Annotated in this window: 23 protein-coding genes; 9 read left to right on the forward strand and 14 right to left on the reverse strand. The window is 63.6% G+C overall.

Translation table 11 applies throughout. From position 1 onward, the window contains the following. Nucleotides 1-10 precede the first annotated feature (10 nt). Nucleotides 11-181: a twin-arginine translocase TatA/TatE family subunit gene (gene tatA, locus OXT71_19725; GenBank protein ID MDE2928619.1), complete on the forward strand. Its 171-nt coding sequence runs from the start codon at nucleotides 11-13 to the stop codon at nucleotides 179-181. Between the two features lie 152 nt (nucleotides 182-333). Here the strand turns inward: tatA and OXT71_19730 are convergent, their stop codons facing one another. After that, nucleotides 334-651: a divalent-cation tolerance protein CutA gene (locus tag OXT71_19730; protein MDE2928620.1), complete on the reverse strand. Its 318-nt coding sequence runs from the start codon at nucleotides 649-651 to the stop codon at nucleotides 334-336. Nucleotides 652-664: 13 nt separating this feature from the next. On the opposite strand from OXT71_19730, the gene OXT71_19735 reads away from it, so the two are divergent. Beyond that, on the forward strand, nucleotides 665-997 hold the full coding sequence (locus OXT71_19735; protein ID MDE2928621.1) for a septum formation initiator family protein: 333 nt from the start codon (nucleotides 665-667) through the stop codon (nucleotides 995-997). Here the strand turns inward: OXT71_19735 and OXT71_19740 are convergent. Genes OXT71_19740 through pyrR form a run of 4 tightly spaced genes read right to left on the reverse strand, consistent with a single transcriptional unit; the run spans nucleotide 942 to nucleotide 5,655 of the window. Continuing rightward, nucleotides 942-2,906 carry a protein-disulfide reductase DsbD family protein gene (locus tag OXT71_19740; GenBank protein ID MDE2928622.1) on the reverse strand — a complete coding sequence of 655 codons (1,965 nt, stop codon included), beginning with the start codon at nucleotides 2,904-2,906 and terminating at the stop codon, nucleotides 942-944. The genes OXT71_19735 and OXT71_19740 overlap by 56 nt on opposite strands. Next, nucleotides 2,903-4,186, reverse strand: a complete 1,284-nt coding sequence (locus tag OXT71_19745; protein MDE2928623.1) for a dihydroorotase — start codon at nucleotides 4,184-4,186, stop codon at nucleotides 2,903-2,905. Before OXT71_19745 ends, OXT71_19740 begins: the two co-directional genes overlap by 4 nt. Continuing rightward, on the reverse strand, nucleotides 4,183-5,118 hold the full coding sequence (locus tag OXT71_19750; protein MDE2928624.1) for an aspartate carbamoyltransferase catalytic subunit: 936 nt from the start codon (nucleotides 5,116-5,118) through the stop codon (nucleotides 4,183-4,185). Before OXT71_19750 ends, OXT71_19745 begins: the two co-directional genes overlap by 4 nt. A gap of 3 nt (nucleotides 5,119-5,121) precedes the next feature. After that, nucleotides 5,122-5,655, reverse strand: coding sequence for a bifunctional pyr operon transcriptional regulator/uracil phosphoribosyltransferase PyrR (gene pyrR, locus OXT71_19755; protein ID MDE2928625.1), 534 nt, complete (start codon nucleotides 5,653-5,655; stop codon nucleotides 5,122-5,124). A gap of 69 nt (nucleotides 5,656-5,724) precedes the next feature. Between pyrR and OXT71_19760 the strand changes: the two genes are divergently transcribed. The 3 genes from OXT71_19760 to OXT71_19770 are packed head-to-tail and all read left to right on the forward strand — an operon-like array spanning nucleotide 5,725 to nucleotide 8,245. Next, complete coding sequence (locus OXT71_19760; protein MDE2928626.1) at nucleotides 5,725-6,669, forward strand: dihydroorotate dehydrogenase electron transfer subunit; 945 nt, start codon at nucleotides 5,725-5,727, stop codon at nucleotides 6,667-6,669. Then, nucleotides 6,662-7,624: a dihydroorotate dehydrogenase gene (locus tag OXT71_19765; GenBank protein ID MDE2928627.1), complete on the forward strand. Its 963-nt coding sequence runs from the start codon at nucleotides 6,662-6,664 to the stop codon at nucleotides 7,622-7,624. The genes OXT71_19760 and OXT71_19765 overlap by 8 nt, the downstream gene beginning before the upstream one ends. Nucleotides 7,625-7,627: 3 nt before the next feature. Further along, nucleotides 7,628-8,245 (forward strand): hypothetical protein, encoded by a 618-nt coding sequence (locus OXT71_19770; protein MDE2928628.1) that lies wholly within the window; start codon nucleotides 7,628-7,630, stop codon nucleotides 8,243-8,245. 137 nt (nucleotides 8,246-8,382) lie between these two features. On the opposite strand, the gene OXT71_19775 is transcribed toward OXT71_19770, so the two are convergent. Further along, nucleotides 8,383-10,026, reverse strand: a complete 1,644-nt coding sequence (locus tag OXT71_19775; protein MDE2928629.1) for a M14 family zinc carboxypeptidase — start codon at nucleotides 10,024-10,026, stop codon at nucleotides 8,383-8,385. 90 nt (nucleotides 10,027-10,116) lie between these two features. On the opposite strand from OXT71_19775, the gene OXT71_19780 reads away from it, so the two are divergent. Continuing rightward, nucleotides 10,117-12,231 carry a prolyl oligopeptidase family serine peptidase gene (locus OXT71_19780; GenBank protein MDE2928630.1) on the forward strand — a complete coding sequence of 705 codons (2,115 nt, stop codon included), beginning with the start codon at nucleotides 10,117-10,119 and terminating at the stop codon, nucleotides 12,229-12,231. 13 nt (nucleotides 12,232-12,244) lie between these two features. On the opposite strand, the gene OXT71_19785 is transcribed toward OXT71_19780, so the two are convergent. Both OXT71_19785 and coaD read right to left on the reverse strand, forming a co-directional pair. Next, the gene (locus OXT71_19785; GenBank protein MDE2928631.1) at nucleotides 12,245-13,534 is read right to left on the reverse strand and encodes a peptidoglycan DD-metalloendopeptidase family protein; all 1,290 of its coding nucleotides are present in this window, start codon (nucleotides 13,532-13,534) and stop codon (nucleotides 12,245-12,247) included. A 49-nt stretch (nucleotides 13,535-13,583) separates the two neighbouring features. After that, entirely contained in the window at nucleotides 13,584-14,069 is a 486-nt protein-coding gene (gene coaD / locus OXT71_19790) for a pantetheine-phosphate adenylyltransferase (GenBank protein ID MDE2928632.1), read from the reverse strand. A 279-nt stretch (nucleotides 14,070-14,348) separates the two neighbouring features. On the opposite strand from coaD, the gene OXT71_19795 reads away from it, so the two are divergent. Continuing rightward, a complete protein-coding gene (locus tag OXT71_19795; protein MDE2928633.1) occupies nucleotides 14,349-14,915 on the forward strand; it encodes an RNA polymerase sigma factor in 567 nt (188 codons plus the stop codon). Here the strand turns inward: OXT71_19795 and rsmD are convergent. Together rsmD and recG are read right to left on the reverse strand one after the other, a co-directional pair. Beyond that, nucleotides 14,860-15,522, reverse strand: coding sequence for a 16S rRNA (guanine(966)-N(2))-methyltransferase RsmD (gene rsmD, locus OXT71_19800; protein MDE2928634.1), 663 nt, complete (start codon nucleotides 15,520-15,522; stop codon nucleotides 14,860-14,862). The genes OXT71_19795 and rsmD overlap by 56 nt on opposite strands. 16 nt (nucleotides 15,523-15,538) lie before the next feature. Next, nucleotides 15,539-17,662 (reverse strand): ATP-dependent DNA helicase RecG, encoded by a 2,124-nt coding sequence (recG, locus tag OXT71_19805; protein MDE2928635.1) that lies wholly within the window; start codon nucleotides 17,660-17,662, stop codon nucleotides 15,539-15,541. 70 nt (nucleotides 17,663-17,732) lie between these two features. Between recG and OXT71_19810 the strand changes: the two genes are divergently transcribed. Next, nucleotides 17,733-18,302, forward strand: coding sequence for a type II secretion system protein GspG (locus OXT71_19810; protein MDE2928636.1), 570 nt, complete (start codon nucleotides 17,733-17,735; stop codon nucleotides 18,300-18,302). Next, nucleotides 18,302-19,171: a thioredoxin fold domain-containing protein gene (locus tag OXT71_19815; protein ID MDE2928637.1), complete on the forward strand. Its 870-nt coding sequence runs from the start codon at nucleotides 18,302-18,304 to the stop codon at nucleotides 19,169-19,171. Before OXT71_19810 ends, OXT71_19815 begins: the two co-directional genes overlap by 1 nt. Before the next feature lie 54 nt (nucleotides 19,172-19,225). Here OXT71_19815 and ribA read toward each other — a convergent pair whose 3' ends face one another. The 4 genes from ribA to OXT71_19835 all read right to left on the reverse strand — a co-directional run bounded on the left by ribA (nucleotide 19,226) and on the right by OXT71_19835 (nucleotide 22,494). Continuing rightward, a complete protein-coding gene (gene ribA, locus OXT71_19820) occupies nucleotides 19,226-19,825 on the reverse strand; it encodes a GTP cyclohydrolase II (protein ID MDE2928638.1) in 600 nt (199 codons plus the stop codon). Nucleotides 19,826-19,837: 12 nt separating this feature from the next. Next, nucleotides 19,838-20,434, reverse strand: coding sequence for a UbiX family flavin prenyltransferase (locus OXT71_19825; protein ID MDE2928639.1), 597 nt, complete (start codon nucleotides 20,432-20,434; stop codon nucleotides 19,838-19,840). A gap of 72 nt (nucleotides 20,435-20,506) precedes the next feature. Beyond that, nucleotides 20,507-21,526, reverse strand: coding sequence for a radical SAM protein (locus OXT71_19830; protein ID MDE2928640.1), 1,020 nt, complete (start codon nucleotides 21,524-21,526; stop codon nucleotides 20,507-20,509). 20 nt (nucleotides 21,527-21,546) lie between these two features. Continuing rightward, entirely contained in the window at nucleotides 21,547-22,494 is a 948-nt protein-coding gene (locus tag OXT71_19835; GenBank protein ID MDE2928641.1) for a paraslipin, read from the reverse strand. Nucleotides 22,495-22,499 lie beyond the last annotated feature (5 nt).

Consider the following 22,499-nt stretch of genomic DNA (forward strand, 5'->3'; position numbering starts at 1 on the left):
GTCACCGGCAATGGGTGGTTTGGGTGTTACGGAACTCGTCATCATTCTCATTATCGTGGTCGTGATCTTCGGCGCCAGCCGCCTTCCCCAACTGGGGAAAGGACTGGGTCAAGGAATCCGGAATTTCAAGGATTCCATAAGGGCCTCCCAGGAAAAAGGGATCGAGAAGAAAACGGAATAGTCCCGGCGCCCGGTTCCGGAGCCGTCCCCCCTTTTGCGACACGCAGCCATTGGGAGGGGCGATTTCCAATCGCCCGTCTTTCTATTGCCGGTCCGCCCACGCTCGAAGATTCGGCGGTTTGGAAACCGCCGCCCCAAGGAGGGACTTCCGTTCTAACCGGTTTCGGCAACGACCCAGTCCAGATAGGGCCTGCTCCCCTCCTGAACCGGCCAACAAAGGATTTCCGGGACATCGTAGGGGTGGAGTTCCCCGATCCGCTCCATCAATTCCCGCAGCTGGCCGTCCCGGGTCTTGATCACCAGCAGGAGTTCGGCGTCCTCCTCGATCCGGCCCTCCCACTTGTAAACCGAGGTCACGTTCTCGATAATATTCACGCAGGCGGCGAGACGGTCCTCAACCAGCCTCCGGGCCAGTCTTCGGGCGGCGTCGGCGCTGTCGATGGTGCAAAAGACGATTCGGACCGGTGTCATAGGTTCCTCCTCTATGGCTATCAGTCGCAAGGCACGACGGGAAACCTTCTGGATCCTGCTCTTGGCGGCCTGCTTCTTCCTCACCTACATCCTGATCTTCGCCGAAGGGGGCTACCTGGAGTTCCGCAAGGCCCGGGGCGAGTTGCAGCAACTCCTGATGGAAAACCAGGAGCTGCGCCAGCAGCAGCAACTCTACCGGGAGCAGATCCGGAAGCTGCGCGAAGACCCCGACGAAGTCGAACGCATCGCCCGGGACCGTCACGGCTACGCCAAGCCGGGCGACATCATCGTCAACCTGCCCGGCCGGACCGATTCGCCTCCAGGCCGCGATCCAGGAAGTCGATAAACTCCTCCGGGTTCCGGGTCAACCCCGGAAAAGTGGCCACCACCTCGTTTTCCGGCGACAGCACCACGTAGAACGGAAGCGCGATGGTCCCGAAGCGCTCCTGCTCGAGACGCATGTTCTCGGCATGCTCCGGACCCGTGCCGTCGGTGTACAAACGGACCAGAAGATACTGGCGAAATCTCTCTTGAACCTGGGGCAGGGTAAAGACGTTCGCCTCCATCCAGCGGCAATTGGTGCAGGTGTAGCCGGTAAAATCGATGAAGACCGGCTTGCCCGACTCCCGCGCCCCGGCCAGACCGGACTCATAGTCGTCGATCCAATCCAGTTCTTCGCCGGCGCCTTGCCCAAGGGAACCCACGACGGACGCCGGATTCCCGTAGTCGCGAGGAGGCAGGAACGCGTCCAACTCTCCCAACGGGAACCCGATGAGTCCCCGGATCAGATGAATCGATATGGCGGCGAAGAAGACCGCGAAGAAAGCCCGCGAAACTCCGATGGATTCGGTCGCCTGTTCGTGGGGAAAGCGAAACCAGCCCAGGAGATAGAAAAGGATCATCACCGAAATGGCCAGCCAGATGGCGATGAGGCCCGGCCGGGTCAGGAGTTCCCACTGGTAGACCAGATCCACGTTGCTGAGGAACTTGAAGGCGAAGGCGACCTCCAGGAAACCCATGGTGATCTTGACCGAGTTCAGCCAGTTTCCGCTTCGGGGCAGCGATTTGAGCCAGGACGGGAACAACGCCAACAGGAAGAAAGGCGAGGAGAAGACCACCGCAAAGGCAGTCACGCCCAATAGCGACCAGAGCCAGTCCCCCTGAATGGCGGCGACCATCAGCGTTCCCACGAAGGGGACGGTGCAGGTGAAGGACACCAGCGAAAACGTCAGAGCCATGAGCAGGATCCCGGCGATCCCCCCCGTGGCCGATGCCTTCCGGTCCAACGCGGTGGTCCAACTGGCGGGGAGGCGAAGCTCCAGCACTTCGAACAGGCTCAGGGCGAAGGCGATGAAGATCGCGGCGATCAGGAGATTGATGCCCGGATTCGCCGCCAGGCGGTTGATGCCGCCCGATCCGAAGAGGAAAGTGAGGCCGAAGCCCAGCAGCGTAAAGGTCAGGATGATCCCCAGGGAATAGAGGGAGGCGTCGCGGAGGGCCTGGCCGCGCGTCACGGCCTGACGTTTGGTGAAGTAGGAGACGGTGATGGGGATCATGGGGAAAACGCACGGCGTCAGGAGCGCCAGCGCTCCCATGCCCATGGCGAAGGCGATGTAGCCCAGCGTCTCCACCGGAATACCGCCCGAGTCTCCGGCGGCTGCCGGGGCACCCGAAGCGGCGCCGGGAGGCTCTTCCTGGACGGCCGGGGACGGAGCGGGCTCCGCTTCCTGGGTATCAGCCGGCGGACTCCCGGCGGGGGCCCGAGCCTCCGAAACCCGCACGGCGGCTTCGAAAACCTTGGTCTGGGGCGGCAGGCAGAGGGTATCGCTGCAGACCATGAAGCGAACCTTGACTCCGAGCGTTTCTGCACCCGGCCCGGTCGAGGAACGCACTCGAACCGGTACGCCAAAGTCCACCTGTTCCTCGAAGTACTCGGTATCGATATCGAAACTGGGATCGTAGGCGACGATGGGGGTCGGCTGGGTCACGGGACCGGCGGCCTCGAATCCCGACTCCTTCACGACGGTCACTGTGGTCTTGACCGGTGGAGGAGGCTGGTTGAGCGAGTAGATATGCCACCCCGGCGCCAACTCGGCGCGCAGCTTTGCCTCGAAGACCTCCCCGGCGGGAACCTCAGCCGAATCCACCAGCAGTTCGAACCGAACCTGGTCTTGAGCTTGTACCGGCAGAATCAGGAGCATCCAGATCCAGCCGGCCCCACACACCCTCACAATCCGTCGAATCGCAATTTTCACGCTGACTCCTGCCGGTGGACGACCCGGCCGCCCACCACGGTGAGCACCGGCGCCCCGCGAAGCTCCCAGCCCCGGAACGGACAATTGCGTCCCTTGGACTTGAAGCGCGACGGATCCACCACCTGCCGGCGTTCCGGATCGATGACCGTCACGTCGGCGTCCGCACCTTCCGCCAAGGTCCCCTTCCCCAGTTTGAGGATCCGGCTGGGATTGAGACTGAAGAGCTCCACCAGCCTGGGGACCGGGACCACGCCGGCACAGACCAGGTGCTCCCAGCAGAGCGGGATGGCCGTCTCCATGCCGATGACGCCGCTGGCCGCCGCCTCGAACGGCTCCTCCTTGTCCAACCGGGTGTGAGGCGCATGGTCGGTGGCCAGACAGTCGATGCTCCCGTCCGCCAGACCCTCCAACATGGCCTCGACATCGGCTCTTTCCCGCAGCGGAGGCATCATCTTGAAGTCGGTGTCGAAATCCCGGATGTCGTCGTCGGTCAGGCTGAAGTGATGGGGCAATACCTCGCAGGTGACCCGGATTCCCTGCGCTTTGGCGGTCCTCACCTGGTCCAGGGACTCCCGCGTGGAAATGTGGAGAATGTGGACCCGGCCGCCCGTGATCCGGCTCAGGATGATGTCGCGGACCACATGGAGCTCCTCGGCGGCGCGGCTCATCCCCCTCAGCCCCAGCCGGGTCGACGCCTTCCCCTCGTTCATGCATCCGTCGGCGGCCAGGAACAGATCCTCGCAGTGGTCCATCACCGGGATGTCGAAGATCCTGGCGTATTCCAGCGCCCGGCGCATGACCTGGCTGTTCTGCACCGGGCGTCCGTCGTCGGTGATGGCGACGATCCCCGCCGAGTGCATCTCCCCGATCTCCGCCAGTTGTTCGCCCCGGGAACCCAGGGTGATGGCGCCGGTGGGATAGACGTTCACCAGGCCCGCTTCGGCGGCCCGTTCCAGAATGAACCGGGTGATGGCGGCGTTGTCGTTGACGGGAGTCGTATTGGGCATGCAGACGATGCTGGTGAAGCCTCCCGCCGCCGCCGCCCGGGACCCGGTGAGAATGGTCTCCTTGTCCTCCCGGCCCGGTTCCCGAAGGTGGACGTGCATGTCGACGAAACCGGGAGTGACCACACAGCCGTCGACGTCGATGGTCTCGCCGCTCCTGCGAGTGGCTACGTTCCCCACGCCCGCCACTTTCCCATCCTCGATGAGAACGTCCGTCCGCCGATCCAGATCCTGGGACGGGTCCACGACCCGGCCTCCGCGCAGCAACAGGCTCACGACTCCTCCTCGCCGGCTCCCAAAAGGAGATACAGGACCGCCATTCTCACCGCCAGCCCGTTGGTCACCTGATTCAGTATGACCGAATGGTCGCCGTCGGCGACGTCCGGATCGATCTCGACGCCGCGATTGATGGGTCCCGGATGCATGATGATGGCGTCCTTGCGGGCGGACCGCATCCTCTCGAGGCTCAGTCCGAAGAGACGGAAATATTCCCGGACCGAAGGAAAGAAGACTTCATGCTGCCTCTCCCTCTGGGTCCTGAGCATCATCACCACGTCCGCATCCGCCAGGGCCTCCTCCAGATGGAAGGTGACGGTGGCTCCCAACTGTCCGAACTCCAGCGGTATCAGCGTTGGAGGGCCGCAGATCCAGACTCGGGCCCCCATCTTGTTCAACAGGTAGGTGTTGGAACGGGCGACCCGGCTGTGAGAGATGTCCCCGACAATGGCGACCTTCAGGTCCCGGATGGAACCCTTGCGCTCCAGGATGGTGTAGGCGTCCAAAAGCGCCTGCGTCGGATGCTCGTGCATTCCGTCCCCCGCGTTGACGATGGAGCACTCGCGGCAGGTTTCGGCCAGCAACCAGGGCGCTCCGGCCGCCTGGTGACGCAGGACGATGATCTCGGGACTCATGGATTCCAGGTTGCGGGCCGTGTCGACGAGGGTCTCCCCCTTTCCCACGCTGCTGGTGGAAACGCTGAAGTTCAGGATGTCGGCGCTCAGGCGCTTGGCGGCGATCTCGAACGATGAGCGGGTGCGGGTCGACGCCTCGTAGAAGAGGTTGATGATGGATCTTCCTCGAAGCGTCGGCACCTTCTTGATTGGACGGGTGGCGATCTCGCCGAAGCCCCGCGCCGTGTTCAGAATCAGCTCGATGTCGCCGACCGGCATCCCTTCGATGCCCAGAAGATGCCTGCTGCTGAGCGGCATGGGTTACGCGCCCTTCCGGGTGAGAAACACCCCCTCGTCCCGGTCCACAGGGGCGATGTGCACGTCGACCGTCTGGTCTTCCCGGGTCGCAACCCGGCGGCCCACGAAGTCCGCCTGGATGGGAAGCTCGCGGTGTCCCCGGTCGATGAGCACCACCAGCTCCACCCGCTTGGGCCGGCCGTAGTCCAGAAGGCTCTCCAGGGCCGCCCGCACGGTACGGCCAGTGTAGAGCACGTCGTCCACCAGCAGCAGGGTCCGGCCGGTGACGGGAAAATCCAACTGGGACGCTCCGACGATGGGCTGCGGCCCGACCAGGGACAAGTCGTCCCGATAGAAGTTGATGTCCAGGATCCCCAGCGGCAGGCGGTGCCCCGTCAGGTCTTCGATATTCCGCTTCAGACGCCGCGCCAGGGGAACTCCGCGGCGGCGGATCCCCACCAGAGCCGCCTCCTGGATGTCCGGATGGGATTCGACCAGGTCCCTGGAGATCTTCAGGAGCGTGCGCTCCATCTCACGATTCGTCATCAACAGTTGCAACGGACTCCTCCGGCACTAACTGAGGGCGGCCTGAGATTTTGAGGTTAGCACAGGGATGGCCCGGCGAGAATGAGTTCCGGCGAATTCGAAAGAGAGAAGGCCGGCGGGCGAACCCGGGGCTCAGCCGGAGACCTCCCCTTCCCCCACTCCTCTCACACTTTCACTGCCCTGTGCTATCGTGAAGTGGTGATTCACGTGGTCCAGGCGCCGGTCGTCGGGAGCGTCGGCTATCCCGGTTTCAACCACCTCTTGGCGCTTCGTTCCCGTGAGATTGCCGACAGCGCCAAACCCGGCCAGTTCGTCATGGCCGGTCTGGTGGACTGCTCTTCCGACCCCCTTCTCAAGCGCGCTCTGGCCGTCTACTCGATCCCTCGCATGTCCGGCGACGGCGATCTCCTCACGCTGCTGATCAAGGTGGTGGGGCCGGGGACCCGTCAGTTGGCGGCGCTCCGGAAAGACGACCGGGTCAGCCTGATCGGCCCGCTGGGAAACGGATTCGACACCTCCCGGGCCAAGGGCCGGGTCAGCGTTCTGGTCGCGGGGGGAGTGGGCATCGCCTCCGTCTTCCTGTTGGCCAAGGAACTCAGCGAGGCCGGGGAGGAAGTCCATCTTCTGTACGGCGCCCGCAGGGCCCGGGACCTGGTGGGACTCGAGGACTTTCAGGACCTGGGGATCCAGGTCCAGGTCGCGACGGAAGACGGCAGCCGAGGTTTCCGGGGACTGGTCACCCAGATTCTGGAGCCTTACTTCCGCTCCTATCCGGCTCGGAGACTGGCCGTTTACACCTGCGGACCCAATCCCATGATGCAGGCCGTCTCCAGGCTGGCCTCCGCTCACGAAGCCGGTTGCCAGGTATCGGTGGAGACCCCCATGGCCTGCGGTTTCGGCGTCTGCCTGGGGTGCAGCGTAAGAACCGTCCGCTCCTATCGCCTGGCCTGCACCCACGGCCCCGTGTTCGATGCCCGGGAGGTGGTCTGGGACACGGCAACGGAAGGGGAAGGGGTCCATGCCTGAGCCGGTCAACCTTGCCGTGGAGATCTCCGGCATCCGTTTCAAGAACCCGGTGCTGACGGCCTCGGGCACCTTCGGCTACGGACTGGAGTTCACCCGCTTCTTCGACATCTCCCGGCTGGGCGGCTTCTGCACCAAGGGACTCTCCCTCCTTCCCCGACCGGGTAACGCGCCCGGCCGGATCTTCGAGACTCCGTCGGGGATGCTCAATGCCATAGGATTGGAAAACGTCGGTGTGGAGGCATTCGTCCAGGACAAGCTTCCACGGCTGGAACCCTACGAGACCCACGTCATCGCCAACATCTTCGGCAAGAGCATCGGCGAATTCACCGCCCTCACCGACCGGCTCAACCCCTGTCCCAAGGTGAGCGCCCTGGAGCTGAACATCTCCTGTCCCAACATCTCCGAGGGAGGAATCGAATTCGGACACGATCCGGACCTGACCTTCCAAGTGGTCCAGGCCGTGACCCGGGTGTCGGCCAAACCGGTCTGGGTGAAGCTGTCGCCCAATGTCACCGACATCGGCATCTTTGCCCGAGCCTGCCAGGAGGCGGGCGCCGACGCCGTCACTCTGGTCAACACCTTCGTGGGTATGAGCGTGGACGTTCACCGGCGCCGGCCCATGATCTCCAATGTGACTGCCGGCCTCTCGGGGCCTGCCATCCGGCCCTTGGCCGTTCGGCTGGTCCATCAGGTCGCCGAGAGCGTGGAGATTCCCGTCATCGGCATCGGCGGCATCGCCACCACCCGGGACGCCCTGGAGTTTCTCATTGCCGGAGCCCGGGCGGTCCAACTCGGGACCGCCAACTTCTCGGATCCGTTGGCTGCCCCGAAGGTGATCCAGGGCCTGGAGGACTATTGCCGGAGTCACGGAATTCGGGACATCAACCAGATCTCCGGCTCGTTGCGAACCCGGGAACGGCCGATCCCATCCGGTGCGGCCGGCGGAGGCGCGTAAGACATGGGAGTCCACCAGCGCGGACTGAGGCATGGTTTGAGCGTGCTCCTGGCCGGCCTCCACCTGGCCCTGGCGGCTCCGGCGGCCGCCGGACAGTTGTCGCCGACGGATACGGCCGAACCGGCGGAGGCCTCGGCCTGCCATGCCTTCGTCGACTACGAGAACATCTGGACCATCGAGCTGATCCGATCGCTGGACGAGAACATCACTCCCATCCTGAACATCGTCACGTTCACCAAGGGAGAGTGGGACCTGAGACCCGATCAGATCCACATTTTCAACCGCAAGGGAAAGGAAGCGCGGATCAGACGCTTCGCCATGGATACGGGCGTTCCCGGCGACGCCTACAAGAGCAACTACCTGAAGGTCCTGGGAAACAGCTTCGTCGGAGTCGACCTGGAGGGCAAGCTCAAGGACTTCCCGACTTCACCCCGTGTCACCATCGACCTGGCCCATTATCGCTTCGAACTCCAGCCTCTGGACTGCGAAGCCTTCGACAACCTGGCCCACCGGATCAACAAGATCAATTTCAACAGCCCCGACATCCGGGAAGACTTCGACCTGATCAAGATCCCCCACATGGGACGCAGGCTGCCCCGGCCCAAGCCTCACGAATGGTAAAAGGAGGCAATTTCCAATCGCCCGTGCGCCGGGTTCCCTGACGTTCCAAGAATCGGCGGTTGGGAAACCGCCGCTCCGCTCCCGCTCCGTTTGGCCGGGCATGGCCCGACGGGGGAGCCTTCCTCTTTCCCGGCGTTTTACCTCCTTCCGAGCCGGTCCAGCACCTCACGCGGCGGCGTCCAGCCGTAGCTTCGGGTTACGTCGGGCCGGTAGGCGACGGTCAGGACGAAGATGCGAAGGTCCCGCGCTTTCTCGGGTGGAACGTTGACCTGAACCTGGGTGAAACCGTTTCCGAACCAGCTCTGGTAGCCGTCGTCCGGACTCTCGGTGAGGGCGTGTCCGTTCAGACGGACGTCCACCAGTTGAGGCCGGCGGTACGGGATCCGGAACCGGAAGCCGATTCCATGCAGGATCCGGGAGGAACCGGGCGCGTCGGACTGGTTTCCCCTGTCCAGCACGACCAGGACTTCGGGGCCCGCCCGGACGAAGGTCTCCACGGACTGGGCATCGATTCCCGGCCGACCCCGGAGGTTGGATAGGAAGACCTCCGGATCCGAGTCCAGAACCCGGGACGCGTCCCTGTCCACTGCGACCAAGTAGCTGTCGCGGCCCGCGGTCTGGGGATAGAGGATGCCCTGAAGGAATCGCTCCTGCTTCTCCCAGAGCTCGACGCGGCTTCTGCGGCGCTCGGCGGCGGTCCGGCCCCAGGCCGTGACGTAGTGCCCGGTGAACGACTTCACCCGGTTTACGGGGTAGCCGGAGATGGGCTGGTCCTGCCAGAATCCGTTTCCGATCAGCAGAAGCCCCTTCAGCCGGGCGACCCCGGCTTCCTCCCAGCCCACCTCCAGGACGGTCTGAAGGGTATGGTAGCGGGCGTATCCAATTTGGGCCGTGTAGAAGCGGGTCCGGCCCCGCCACAAGCGGCCGGACAACGCGTCCAGGGCCGGAGCCCAGAACCCCCGCTGGGCATCGGCCTCGGCCCGGTCCGATCCATACCCCGCTTCGACCCCCGCCTGAATCATGGCGTCGGTGATCCGCGGATCCCAGGGACGCAGCAGGAAGTTGGAATATGCGGATCCGGTGGACTCGAACATGGTCTGTCCGCGATAGGACCGCCGGTCCCCCAGCTTGTCCACCGGATACTCCTGAAGTCCGGTGCCATGGATGTCGGCGTGGACCTCCGGACGGTAACGGTCCATCACGGAAAGGACCGCCCGGATCTCCGGGACCTTGTCCGGTTGCTTGAAGGAGAGGTTCTCCAGATCCCAATTTTCGTCGCCCCCTCCGTAGGGATTCATGCCTTGAGACGTGCCGAAGCGATCGGTCACGAAGAAGGCGTATGGATTCACGATGGGCATCAGAAGCAGGACCTGCTTGCGCCGGGTCTCGGCGGCCTCGTCACTGCCGCCCAGGAGCCATTCGGCCAAATGCAAAATGGTGGTGGTGCCGGAACGCTCGGGACCGCCGTGCAGCGCGGTGACGAGGCAGACCTGCTTGTCTTCGTCCGGTACGGTCGAATCGGTGATCTTGAGAAGAAAGATGGGCATCTTCTCCGCCGACTCGGCCACACGTTCGACCTGGAGGATCTTCCCGTGCCGCTCGGACCAGTATTCCAACGTCGCTTCGTACTCCTGGAGCGTGATGCGATGCATCTTCTGCTTCCAGGGTTGGGGCAGTCCGGCCAGCAACCGGTCGAGATTCGTGCCGGGTTCCTGGCTCGCGGACAGCGCGCCGGCGAACAATGGAAGTGACGTCAACAGGATCAAAGAAATCTTCTTCATACCGATCCACCTCCTGACACGGCACCGGACTGGCCGCGCGTCCCCGCTTCCCAATAAACTGGCGCGCACGACTGGGAGAAAATGAAGCCCTTGCCCAAATTTCTGAAATCGATCTGGATACTGGTCATGTGCTCCACCATTCCGTCCGAGGCCTCCCCAACTTTGAGGGTTCTCCCCGAAAGGATCAACCGGGTGGAGACCAGGAAAATGGTTCGCCAGTATCTCCTGGACCAGGCCGAGAAGGCGTTCCTGCGCCGCGAGGCGGCGTTCGAAGAACTCAGGACGCCCGGGCAGATGCGGGAGCACCAGCGGCGCATGCGGGAATTCCTGCGGGCCCAACTCGGGGGCTTTCCCGAAAGGACGCCGCTTCAGGCTCGCGTCGTGGGCCACCACCGGCGCGACGGCTACAGCGTGGAGCGCGTCCTGTACCAGAGCCGTCCCGGGCATTACGTCACGGCGCTCCTCTACCTCCCCGACGGTCCGCCCCCCTATCCCGGGGTCCTGATCGCCTGCGGGCACGCGCCCAGCGCCAAATCGTCGGAAATGTACCAGCGGGCCGGCGTCCTTCTGGCCAAAGGGGGAATGGCCGCGTTGTGCTACGACCCCATCGGGCAAGGGGAGCGCCACCAGATTCTCCATCCCGACGGACGGCCCCGCTTCGAGAACGGAATCGAGCACATGCTGGTGGCGGTGAGTTCCATTCCCCTGGGCCTCAGCGCCGCCACCTACCGGATCTGGGACGGGATCCGGAGTATCGACTACCTGACGAGCCGGGAGGAGATCGATCCGGACCGGATCGGACTCACGGGCAACTCGGGGGGCGGATTGGTGACCACTCTGCTCATGGCGCTGGACGAGCGCATTGCCTGCGCTGCTCCCTCCTGCTACATCACTCACGTGAAGGAGCTGCTGCACACGCAGGGGCCGGGAGACTCGGAACAACAGGTCTACGGCGAAATCGCCCAGGGTCTCGGACATGCCGACTACCTCATGATCCGGGCGCCGAAACCGACTCTCATCTGCGCCGCCACCCGCGACGACATGTTCGACATCTCCGGATCTTGGCGGTCGCTGCGGGAGGCCAAACGTTTCTACGGACGCCTGGGATACCCGGAAAGAGTCGACCTGGTGGAAGCCGACGTGGTCCACGGTTTCTATCGGCCCCTGCGGGAGGGCATGGCCCGCTGGATGCGCCGCTGGCTCCTGGGAATCGACGACGCCCTCCGCGAGGACGACTCCCCTCTCCTGAGCGAGGAGGAAGGGTCCATGCAGGAGTTCATCACGGCCTCGGGACCGGACTACAGCGAGTTCCGCCCGGTTCGGCTGCCGGTGCTCCGTGCCAGTCCCGAAGGCCAGGTTCAGCTCATCCCCGGCGCCCGAACCGTCTTCCAATTCAATCGGGAGCGGGAAAAGGAGTTCGCCGCTGTCAGGCGCGCCTGGTGGCGGCAGACTCCCAGAGACGAAGCGCTGGCGGAGGTCCGGCGCCTGGCGGGAATCCGCCGTCTGGACGAACTGCCCCTCTTGACGGTGGAAGATGCGGGAACCCTGCCCCGGCCCGGGTATACGATTCACAAGCAGGTCCTTCACCCGGAGCCGGGCATCCGGCTCCCCGCCCTGCGCTTCGTGCCCGATGCCGGCGGCCGGGACATGGTCCTGTACCTTCATGGCGAAGGCAAGCAGGTGGATGCCGAACCCGAGGGCCCCATCGAGAAGCTGGTGCTGGACGGGCGCGAAGTCCTGGCCGTCGATCTGCGAGGCGTGGGCGAGACTCAGCCGGCCAAGGGAAAGTGGGGCTACGGTCCGTTGTTCGGAGCGGACTGGGAAGAGTTCTACATGGCCTACATGCTGGGCCGATCGTACCTGGGGATGCGGGCCGAGGAGATTCTCGTCATCGCCCGCCACCTGGCCGGGAGCACGGGGTCCGAAGCCGCACGCAGGGTTCACCTGGTGGGGATCGGCGAGGCCGGACCCGCCGCCCTCCATGCCGCGGCCCTGGAGCCGGCGCTGTTCGCTTCACTGGAACTGCGCCGTTCGCTGGTCTCCTGGTCCAACGTGATTCAGACCGAGGTGCCCGTGAACCAGTTGGTGAACACGGTCCACGGGTCATTGCGGAAGTACGATCTCCCGGATCTCCTGAAGAGCCTCTCTGCAATGAAGGTCGGAGTCATCAACCCGGCCGACGCCGCCGGTCAGCCCCTGCCCTGACTCGATCTGCGGCTTATCCGGTCTTGGCCTTGCGGGTGAAATACTCGGCCGTGGCGGGAAATGAACTCAGACGCTGCAACAGGTCGTTTCTGACGCCCCGAAAGGCGTCCAGATGCTGCGGAGCCACCGGTTTTTCGGGCGGGAATTTGAGCTTGGAGGGATTCCGGTACCGGCCGGTTTGATCCTGGATCCGATAGTCCAGATGGGGCCCCGTGGAAAGGCCGGTGGATCCGACTCTCCCGATGACGTCCCCCTGCTCCACGCGCTGGCCCCGGCGAACCTGGATCCGGGACAGGTGCGCGTAGCTGGTGGAATACTGTCCATGGCGGATCTTCACCATCTTCCCGTAGCCCCCTTTGCGGCCGGCGAACGAGACGGTCCCGGAAGCGACCGAGATCACCTCGGTGCCGGTGGGGGCGCCGTAATCGACTCCCAGGTGCGGACGGCGGCGCTTCAATATGGGATGGAAACGGGAATAGGAGAAGCCGGAAGTGATGCGGGGATCGAACCTGAAAGGCACCCGGAGGAACGCTTTCCGCAAGGAGTTCCCCTTCTCGTCGAAGTAGTCCTGCTTGCCCGTCTCCGGATCAGTGAACAGGCAACCGAACAGACTCCTGTCCATCTGGTCGAACCGGACGGCCAGCACATCGCCGTACTTGACGAACCGGCCGGCCCGATACTTCTTCTCCACCAGCAGGGTAAGCGAATCTTGAGGTTGCAACTGGGTGAAGTCGAGATCCCAGCCGAGAATATCCAGCACCTTGGAGACGAGGGCGTACTTCTCGCCCTGGGAGATCAAGGCTTCCGTCAGACTGGTCCGGATCTCCCCGAAGACCCGTTTCTCCTCCAACTGGAAATCGTATTTATGACGAGTCGCCACGTACCGGTCGCGCTCCTGACGGACGACCAGGTATTCCTCGTCGTCGATGTCGTAGCGGACGCTTCGAAACGATCCGTCGAGTTCCAGCTCCAGAACCAGGCGATTCCCCGGCCGGACCCGGTCCAGGTTGTAGACGTCCCGCGTATCCTCCACCAGCCGGTGGATCTCCGAACCCGAAACGTCGAATCCGCGGAGTACGGTCGCCAAAGTGGCGCCGCGAGGGATGCCGGCCTTTCGAACCGTCACGGGCTCGGGCTCGGGAACCTGGGGTCCGGCGTCGGACACCGTCTCCGGAACCGTCCCGGAAAGCGATCGGCCCCGCTCGAGGCCGATCCAGTGCCTCTGAAACAGCACCACCACGACCAGCGAAACCGATACCACGGCCAGAAGGCCAAGACCGTACCTGCTCTTTATCGGACCCACAGGACTATCCCCTTCGTTGCGAGACCCGGACTCTTCCACAGAGATCCCGTTATCCGTCCAAAGCGCGCAGACTCGACTCTACGACCTCAGGCACCAGGCCGGTGATCTCCCCTCCCAAGGTGTAGACCTCCTTGACCAGGCTGGAACTCAGGTACGAGTACTCGGAGGAAGGCAGCATGAATATGGTTTCGATGCAAGACTCCATCCTCCGGTTCATCAGGGCCATCTGGAATTCGTATTCGTAATCGGTGACGGCCCGGATGCCGCGGACGATGACCCGGGCACCCTTCTCCACTGCGTAACTCACCAAAAGGCCATCGAAAGAATCCACCTTAACATTTGGCCATGACCTGGTGACTTGCCGCAGCATGGCGAGCCTCTTCTCGGCGCTGAAAAGTGGTTTCTTTTCCAGGTTTTGCAGCACCGCGACGATCACCGTGTCAAAGACGTTCCGGCTTCGGCGGATGATGTCGAGATGACCGTTGGTCACGGGATCGAAAGACCCGGGATAGATTGCGATGACCGGCTCAGCCATGAGATCCGCATCATGTTACGCAGGCCATGATTGAATGACAACCGCGGCGGGGACAGGCAGAGCGTCCCGCAGACCGAGGGGAACGGCGCGGCAAGTGCCGCAACAACGGCGCCTTTGCCGCCCATCCGCATGCCCCGGCCAGGTTGCGAAATCGTCGTTGACACCGGCGGAACCGAATCCCTACAATAGCCGACCTGTTTCGCTGCAGGTTTTTCCCACCCCCTGATCGGCCTGCAGCGGCTTGCTAATTTCCGTTTCTGCGAAGCGGGTGTAGACCGCATGCTGGAACGGGTTTGGCAAAAAAAGTACACCGCTCTTCGCTCCATTGTTCGTAGCTTCCTGTTCGACGACGCACGCGTCGAGGACATCCTCCAGGACGCTCTTTCCCAGGTGTTAGCCTCGGGGCGGAGCTTTCCTGACGAGTTGGAGACCTACCGCTACCTGCGCCGGTCCGTCTTCAACGCCAGCATCGACCACTACCGCGCTTCCCGGCGCCGTATCTATCTGCCTCTTCCGGAGGAACCGGGTGAGTTCACGCTTCCGATCCACAACGCTCCCGCCGACCCCCTCACTCTCCTGCTCCAACGAGAGAGGAAGACTATCCGAGGTGACGTTCTCCGGGAGATCACGCATGCCATGTCCGAGCTTCCGGGCGTTCAGCAGGAGGCGATCCGGATGATCATGGGCCCGCGGGAAATGAAGCTGAAGGATCTCTGCCGGATCAAGGGAATTCCCTACAGCACGCTACGCAGCCGCATGCTGGCCGGCGTCGAACGATTGCGCCGCCGGCTCAAGGCCAGGAGCCTCTATCGCGAGTACGTGAACCTGGGTCGAAGGAGGAGGTGACAACTTCAGGATCGACCGCGGACCCGGTTTCATCCGGCCGTCCGCTGCCCGGATCCCGCGGTTCTTCCGGAATCGCGTAGAAGAGAAGCTTGTTGTCGCCGACCCGCACCGTGCGGGTCCAAGTGATCCGGGGGGACGTTTCCGGACGCGGAGTCTTCTTGAACACCTCCAGGACGATGGTGCTCTCCGGGCGCATCCAGGGCATGGCCGAGAGCCTCTCCAGAAGCTTGGCGTGGCGTTTGAACTTGTAGGGCGGATCCAGAAAGACGAAGTCGACGGCGGGAGGCCGGAGATTCCTCAGCAGGGTGAAGGAATCCTTTTGGTGAATCTCGAATCCCTCCTCCACGCGGCAAAGGGCCAGATTCTTCCGGACCAGCGCCGTGGATTCCCGGAACCGGTCGTTGAAGATCACGTATCGGGCGCCCCGGCTGATGGCCTCGATTCCCACGGCTCCCGACCCCGTGAACAGGTCGAGCCAGACGGAACCCGGGACCCGGTCGCGAACGACGTTGAAGAGTGTCTCCCGGGCCCGGTCGGTGGTGGGCCGGATATCGGCCCTGAAACCGGCTAGCCTCTTGCCGCGGAATCTACCGGCGATGATCCTCATGCCCGTTCCAGCGGAATCAACCGACGTCGAAGAGACCGAACCGGCTCCGCCACTGGTCCGCCAACCGGACCAGTTGGCCCTTGCCCTCTCCCTTGGCGTCTTCGGTCAGGACGCTGAAATGATCCCGTGCCTCCCGGGCCGCCAACTCCAGCAGGCGGCGGTCCCGGACGATGTTGCCGAACCGGAACTGGGGAATCCCCGACTGCCGGGTCCCCACGAACTCCCCGGGCCCCCGAATCTCCAGGTCCTTCTCGGCAATGCGGAAGCCGTCGGAAGTCCGGCACATGATATCCAAGCGGCGGAAGGCATTCTCGGATCGAGCCCCGCCGGTTAAGAGAACGCAGGTCCCCCGGTGGCCACCGCGCCCGATCCGGCCCCGCAACTGATGGAGTTGGGAGAGGCCGAAACGTTCGGCATGCTCCACCACCATGACCGTTGCATTGGGAACGTCCAGACCCACCTCCACGACCGTCGTCGCCACCAGAATCTGTATCTTGCCGTCGCGCAGGGCCTGCATCTGCGCATCTTTCTCCTCACTCTTGAGGCGGCCGTGGATCAGGCCCAGCCCGTAGCCCGGGAACACTTCCCGGAGTTGACCGGCCATCTCCTCGGCGGCCCGCAGTTCCAGCTTGTCCGATTCCTCGATCAACGGATACACCACGTACGCTTGACGGCCCTGGGCCAGTTCCCGCTTCAGGAGGCCGTAGACCCGGTCCCGGTCCGGTTCAGAGTAGAGGACCGTCTCGACCGGCCGGCGCCCCGGAGGCAACTCGTCCAGCACCGAGAGGTCCAGGTCGCCGTACACCGTCAGGGCGAGGCTTCTGGGAATCGGAGTGGCCGTCATGATCAACACGTCGGGTTGATCCCCCTTGCCCATGAGCCGCGACCGTTGCAGCACCCCGAAACGGTGTTGCTCGTCGATCACCGCCAGACCCAGGTCCCGAAACCGGACCGGCGCCTCGATCAGGGCGTGAGTCCCGATGACCAGTTGGACGGCGCCCGAACGGATCTGCTCCAGGATGCCCTGGCGCCGCTTGCCCCGGACCCGTCCCGTGAGCAGCGCCAACCTGTAACCGGTGTCCCGCAGGTATCGCGAAAGCGTCTGGAAGTGCTGCTCGGCCAGGATCTCCGTCGGCGCCATGAGAGCGGCCTGGAATCCGTTCTCCAGCACCACCACCATGGCCTGGAGGGCGACGATGGTCTTGCCCGAGCCCACGTCCCCATGGAGCAGCCGTCTCATGACGTTGCCGCTGAGCAGATCGTCGACGATCTCGCCCACCACTCTCTTCTGGGCGGACGTGGGATGGAAGGGAAGGATCCCCTTCACCACCTCCCGAACCCCATCGTTGATCTCGATCCGACGGGTCTTGGGCAGGGACTCCCGGTCCCGGCGCACCACCTGGAGACCCAGGTGAAACAGGAAGAACTCCTCGAAGACGAATCTGCGCTGCGCCGGAGTCGCGCTCGACTCCAGATCCTCCAGGAAAGCCTCCCGCTTCCGGTCTTCCGGCAGGACGGGGAAATGGAGTTCGCGCCACGCCCGGCGGCGGTCCGGCAGGCCGTGCTTCTCCAGCAACCGGCCGGGAATCGGGTCCTGCGTGTCCCGCTGCAATTCGGTCACGGCGCGATGGACGATGGTGCGCAGCGACCGGGTCGTCAGTTTTCCCACCCGCCGGTAGATGGGCACGATCCGCCCGGAATGGATGGCCGAGTCCGACGAGGAAATCACGAGCTCCCATTCCGGGTTCAGGAGCACCGGGCGGAGAGTGTAGTCGTCGCGGCGAACCTGGCCATAGAGAATCAGCCGCTGTCCGTTGCGGAGGACGTGTTGGAGGTAGGGTTGGTTGAAGAACTTGACCGCAAGCGCTCCCGAACGGTCCTCCACCACCATTTCGAAGATCCGGACCTTCTTCATCGGGGTGGAGTAGTTCCCGCAAACGGCGATCTCGCCCTCCACCAGGGCGTCCTCACCGACCCGTAGCTGGTTCACGAGCCGGAAGCTGGACCGGTCCTCGTAGCGAAACGGCTTGTAGTTGAGGAGATCCTCGACGGTGCCGATCCGGGCTTTCTGCAGCATGGCGGCCCGGGCCGGCCCCACTCCCTTCACGTACTGAACCGGCACATCCAACCGCAGCGGCATCCGGTCAATCTACCACTCCGGTACGGCAGGCACGCCGGGTGCATAGCGAGAGTCGCGGCGCGCTGCTAACATGAAGAATGTGAAGCGGATACTCATGGCAGTGCTCTTTCTGCCTCTCCTGGCTTGCGGCAAGAGTCTGGAGCGGCAGATCGTGGACGACCTGAGCAACATGGACCAGGCCCGGCTCGGCAAGGGGCAGGTCCGCATCGACAAGCTGAGACGGACCGGGAACCACGCCGTCGCCGAGGTGACTCTCAAGACCGCCGTCAAGCTCATTCGAAAAGACCGCGCGTGGGTCGTCGAAGAGATCCGGCTGGGCGACCGGCGATGGGAAAAGGTGGAGAACATTCTGGCGGCGTTGGCCGAGGAAAGGTCGCTGCGCACGCGCTCCGACCTGAAGCTGATCGACTCTGCCATCAGCCGTTACCGGCTGGAACGCGGGGAGCTGCCGCCGGCCGGGAGCTACCGTGAACTCATGGACCACCTGGCCCCGGAGTACATGCAGCCCACCACCGAGCTGGATGGATGGTTCAACCAGTACGTTTATCGGACCCTGTCGGCCAAGGACTACGATCTCCGTTCGGCGGGACCCGACGGGATCGCCCGAACCTCGGATGACGTGACATTGGAGCAACCCTGATGCGAAAAGACACCAGTGTTCTGCTCGCGACTCTGGGACTTTGCCTGGTGCTGCTGGTGGGGTTCTCCCTCTACCGGTCCCTGCCCGGCCGGCTCCCCTGGATTCAGAGCTATCAACAGGCCCTGAAGCAGGCGCAGCAGGAAGGCAAGCTCGTCCTGGCGTACCTCTATACGGATTGGTGCGGATACTGCAAGAAGATGGAGGCGGAGACCTTCACCGACCAGGCGGTCATCGACGAGATGTCCGACAGCTACGTCTGGCTCAAGCTCAACGCCGAAACGGACCGTGAGGGCCAGCAACTCCAGGAGAGGTTCAACATCACCGGCTATCCGGGTCTGATTCTGCTCGACGGCGACGGGCAGGAGATGGAGCGGATCTCGGGTTTCGTCCCGGCGGAAGCATTTCGGCAGCGCGTGGCGGCCGCGGCAGGCGGCCCGGGGTCCTTCGCCAGCCTCTTGCGAACGGCGAGCCGGGAACCCGATTCCATCGATGTCCAATATCGCCTGGCCGAGGAATACATCGAACGCCAGGATTTCTCCGCCGCCATCGAACGGCTGCGCCGGGTCATCGAGCTGGATCCTGAGAACAGCTCGGGGAAGGCCGACTTGAGCTACTACTACCTGGCTCTGAGCCTGGCCTCCCAGGGGAACGAGGAACTGGCGCTCGTGGAACTCGATTCCCTGCAATCCAACTTCCCCGGGAGCGACTACATCGCCGACAGCACTTTCCTGAGGGGCCAGATCTACTACCACTCAGGGAACCGGGATCAAGCCGAGAAGGTCCTCGCGGCCTACGTGCAGGATTTTCCGGAGCACATCCACGTTTCCAAGGCCCGCGACATTCTGGCGGAAAGAGAAGAAGCGGAGTAGGAAACCGGAAGGCGGCGCCGGGACCCCGATCGCCGCGCCCGAGACGATCTCCCTCTACAACAGGTGCCCGAGCTTTTCCTTCTTGGTCTTCAGGTACTCCTGCGAGACCGGTGAGGGCTCCACGACCAGGGGAACCCGTTCCACCACCTGGAGCCCTTCGGCCTCCAGGCCGCGAATCTTGGCGGGGTTGTTGGACATGAGGCGAATCCGGGAGATTCCCAATCGGAGGAGCACCACCGCGCAAAAGCGATAGGAGCGCAGGTCCGCCTCGAAACCCAGCCGGGCGTTGGCCTCCACCGTATCGGCCCCCTGATCCTGGAACTGATACGCGTGAAGTTTGTTGATGAGGCCGATTCCCCGGCCTTCTTGAAACTGATAGAGCAGGACGCCGCTGCCGGCCTCGGCGATCATCTGAAGGGCCCGTTCCAACTGTTCCCCGCAATCGCAGCGGAGCGAGTGAAAGATGTCGCCGGTGACGCACTGCGAGTGGATCCGCACCAGGGTGGGCCTCTGGTCACTCAGAGGCTGGCGGACCAGCGCCACCAACTGTTCGTCGTCTTCCTCGCTTTCGAACCCGTAGATCCGGAACGGTCCGAAACGAGTCGGCAGCGCCGCATTGGGCACCGTATCGAGACTCGCCAGGACCTCACTCATGGGCTGATAGTATCACTCCCCGCGGCGAGCGAGTGAACCCGACGGCGTGGCCCAGCGCTTCATTCCCTTGACGGAGATGTCGAAGACATCCAGGGCCCGTCCCAGGCTGTGGTCCACCAGATCCTGGAGACTTTCGGGATGATGGTAGAAGGAGGGGATGGGCGGGGCGACGATCGCTCCCAGCTCCGCCACTTCCACCAGCCGCCGGAGATGGCCCAGGTGCAAAGGAGACTCGCGCACCAGCAGCACCAGCGGCCTTCTCTCTTTCAGGGTCACGTCCGCCGCCCGGGTCAGGAGGTCCTTGGTAATGGAATTGGCCAGGCAGGAGACGGTATGGATCGAGCAGGGGGCGACGATCATGCCCCGGGTCTTGAAGGAACCGCTGGAAATCGCGGCCGCCATGTCGCCCGGTTCATGGACCACGTCAGCCAGATTCCGCACCTGGTCCAGTTCGTAGCCGGTTTCCAGCTCGACGGTCCTGGGCACGGTCCGGGTGTAGACCAGGTGAGTCTCCACCTCCGGGACGGCGCGCAGAAGTTCCAGCAGCCGGATCCCGTAGATGGGCGCCGACGCGCCTGACAACCCAACCACCAGTGGACGAGAACTCATGCCTCCGCCTTTCGGGTGCGGCGGGTCATGGGAAGGCGTTCACCGTCGGCTCCCCGCCTTTCCAAACGCAACCTACGCCCCCGATTCCGGGAGGATTTCGAGCCCCTGGGGAGCCCGCCACTCGTCGACCAGGGAGGCTTGGTGGACACAGGAAACGGTGCAGTACGGAGCGCAACTTTTTGGGGTCCGGTGCTCCCGCCGGATATCCGCCAGAGTGTATTCCGCCAGAGGAATTCCCGGGTGGCCGCGTTGCTGGGAACAGTAGTGCACGAGCCCGTCTTCGCAGACATACAGGTACCGGGACCCCGCCCGGCAGCGCCAGTCGTTGGGCCGGCCGGCAGCCAGGTTCTCCTGAAAGACCCGGTTCAGACGGGAATAGCCCCTCTTCGCCATGCTCTTGACCTGGTGGAAGATGTGCACTTCCTCGGAGCTGAGGGGCTTGAGCCCGCCATGCCCGTCATGGATGACGCCAACGGTGCAAGTGAACCCCAACGCAACGGCCCGGCGCGCGATGACCAGGGCATCTTGGGGATGATTCACGCCGGAACCCAGAACCGTATTGATGTTGACCTGGAACTCCGCCAATTCCGACAGGTAGAGGAGCTTCTTGTCCAGCACCTTCAGGCTCTTCATGGAGTTCTTGTCGGGCTTCACGTTGTCGATGCTGATCTGCAGATGCTCCAGCCCGGCCCGATTCAGGGACCGGATCCTCTTGCGCGCCAGGAGGTATCCGTTGGTGATGAGACCGGCGATCATGTTGCGGTCCCGGATCCGCGTGATGACGGCCTCCAACTCCCGATGCATCAAAGGCTCACCGCCGCTGATGGTGACAATGGAGGTCCCCAGGCGGGCCAGTTGATCGATCCGGTCCAGCATCACTTCGGTGGGGATGGGCGGGGAGAAGTCATCGTACTCGTTGCAGTAGGAACAGGAGAGATTGCAACGCCGCATGGGGATGATGTGCGCCAGAATCGGGTGACTCTGCGAGAGCAGGGCGCGACCCACCATCTTCAACTCACGCACGCGGATCTTGACGGATTGGAGTCTGCGCATGGGCCTGTGGCGGGCGCCGTTGGAACGGGTGCGGATCATAGCAGCCTGGTCCGGGGCCGTCAACGGCCGGCCGGACCGGACCCGTCGTCCTTGCGAGCCTTCTGAACCACCGTCATGGCCGAGGCGATCATGCCGGCCATGTCGGACAGGTTGGAGGGAATGATCAGGGAATTGTTGGTCCGCGCCAGATTGCCGAACTGCTTGATGTACTGCTCCGCGACCCGCAGGTTGACGGCATCCTGACCGCCCTGCTCATTGATGGCGGAGGCGATTTCCCGGATTCCCTTGGCCGTGGCCTCGGCCACCTTCTCGATCTCCGTCGCTTGCCCCACGGCTTCGTTGATCCGGCGCTGTTTCTCCCCCTCCGAGCGCTTGATCAACTCCTGCTTTTCCCCCTCGGCAACGTTGATCTTCGCCTGCTTCTCACCTTCCGACTGCGCCACCAAGGCCCGCTTCTCCCGCTCGGCCCGCATCTGCTTCTCCATGGCGCTCTTGATGCTCTGCGGAGGAATGATGTTCTTGACCTCGTAGCGGGTCACCTTCACGCCCCAGGGATCGGACGCCTTGTCCACCGCGTCGACGATCTCCGAGTTGATGGTCTCCCGCTCCTCGAAGGTGCGGTCCAGCTCCAACCGGCCGATAACGCTTCGCATGGTGGTCTGGGCCAACTGCGTGGACGCGAACTGGTAGTTGTTGATTCCGTAGGAGGCCTTGCCGGCGTCGATCACCTGCAGATAGAGAATGCCGTCCACCTCCACCGAGATGTTGTCCTGCGTGATGCAGGTCTGAGGCGGAACGTCCACCGCCTGCTCCTTGAGCGTATGCCGGTAGGCGACCTTGTCCACGAACGGCGTCAGGACATGGAACCCGGCCTTCAACGTGGCCCGGTACTTGCCCAGGCGCTCCACGATGAAGGCGGACCTCTGTGGAACGATCCGGATGGTCTTGAAAAACGCGATCAGCGCCAACAAGATCAGGCCGATCAGAACAACCGTGCTCATGTCCACCATGG

This window comes from Acidobacteriota bacterium (genome assembly GCA_028874215.1).
GTDB lineage: Bacteria > Acidobacteriota > UBA6911 > RPQK01 > JAJDTT01 > JAJDTT01.

Coding starts and splice junctions, on each gene's coding strand:
- rsmD (MDE2928634.1), bottom strand. CDS start 15,522: ATGAGGATCATCGCCGGTAGATTCCGCGGCAAGAGGCTAGCCGGTTTC.
- ribA (MDE2928638.1), bottom strand. CDS start 19,825: ATGAGTGAGGTCCTGGCGAGTCTCGATACGGTGCCCAATGCGGCGCTG.
- OXT71_19815 (MDE2928637.1), top strand. CDS start 18,302: ATGCGAAAAGACACCAGTGTTCTGCTCGCGACTCTGGGACTTTGCCTG.
- OXT71_19825 (MDE2928639.1), bottom strand. CDS start 20,434: ATGAGTTCTCGTCCACTGGTGGTTGGGTTGTCAGGCGCGTCGGCGCCC.
- OXT71_19770 (MDE2928628.1), top strand. CDS start 7,628: ATGGGAGTCCACCAGCGCGGACTGAGGCATGGTTTGAGCGTGCTCCTG.
- OXT71_19830 (MDE2928640.1), bottom strand. CDS start 21,526: ATGATCCGCACCCGTTCCAACGGCGCCCGCCACAGGCCCATGCGCAGA.
- OXT71_19730 (MDE2928620.1), bottom strand. CDS start 651: ATGACACCGGTCCGAATCGTCTTTTGCACCATCGACAGCGCCGACGCC.
- OXT71_19760 (MDE2928626.1), top strand. CDS start 5,725: ATGAGTTCCGGCGAATTCGAAAGAGAGAAGGCCGGCGGGCGAACCCGG.
- coaD (MDE2928632.1), bottom strand. CDS start 14,069: ATGGCTGAGCCGGTCATCGCAATCTATCCCGGGTCTTTCGATCCCGTG.
- OXT71_19765 (MDE2928627.1), top strand. CDS start 6,662: ATGCCTGAGCCGGTCAACCTTGCCGTGGAGATCTCCGGCATCCGTTTC.
- recG (MDE2928635.1), bottom strand. CDS start 17,662: ATGCCGCTGCGGTTGGATGTGCCGGTTCAGTACGTGAAGGGAGTGGGG.
- OXT71_19810 (MDE2928636.1), top strand. CDS start 17,733: ATGAAGAATGTGAAGCGGATACTCATGGCAGTGCTCTTTCTGCCTCTC.
- OXT71_19795 (MDE2928633.1), top strand. CDS start 14,349: ATGCTGGAACGGGTTTGGCAAAAAAAGTACACCGCTCTTCGCTCCATT.
- OXT71_19775 (MDE2928629.1), bottom strand. CDS start 10,026: ATGAAGAAGATTTCTTTGATCCTGTTGACGTCACTTCCATTGTTCGCC.
- OXT71_19735 (MDE2928621.1), top strand. CDS start 665: ATGGCTATCAGTCGCAAGGCACGACGGGAAACCTTCTGGATCCTGCTC.
- tatA (MDE2928619.1), top strand. CDS start 11: ATGGGTGGTTTGGGTGTTACGGAACTCGTCATCATTCTCATTATCGTG.
- OXT71_19750 (MDE2928624.1), bottom strand. CDS start 5,118: ATGCCGCTCAGCAGCAGGCATCTTCTGGGCATCGAAGGGATGCCGGTC.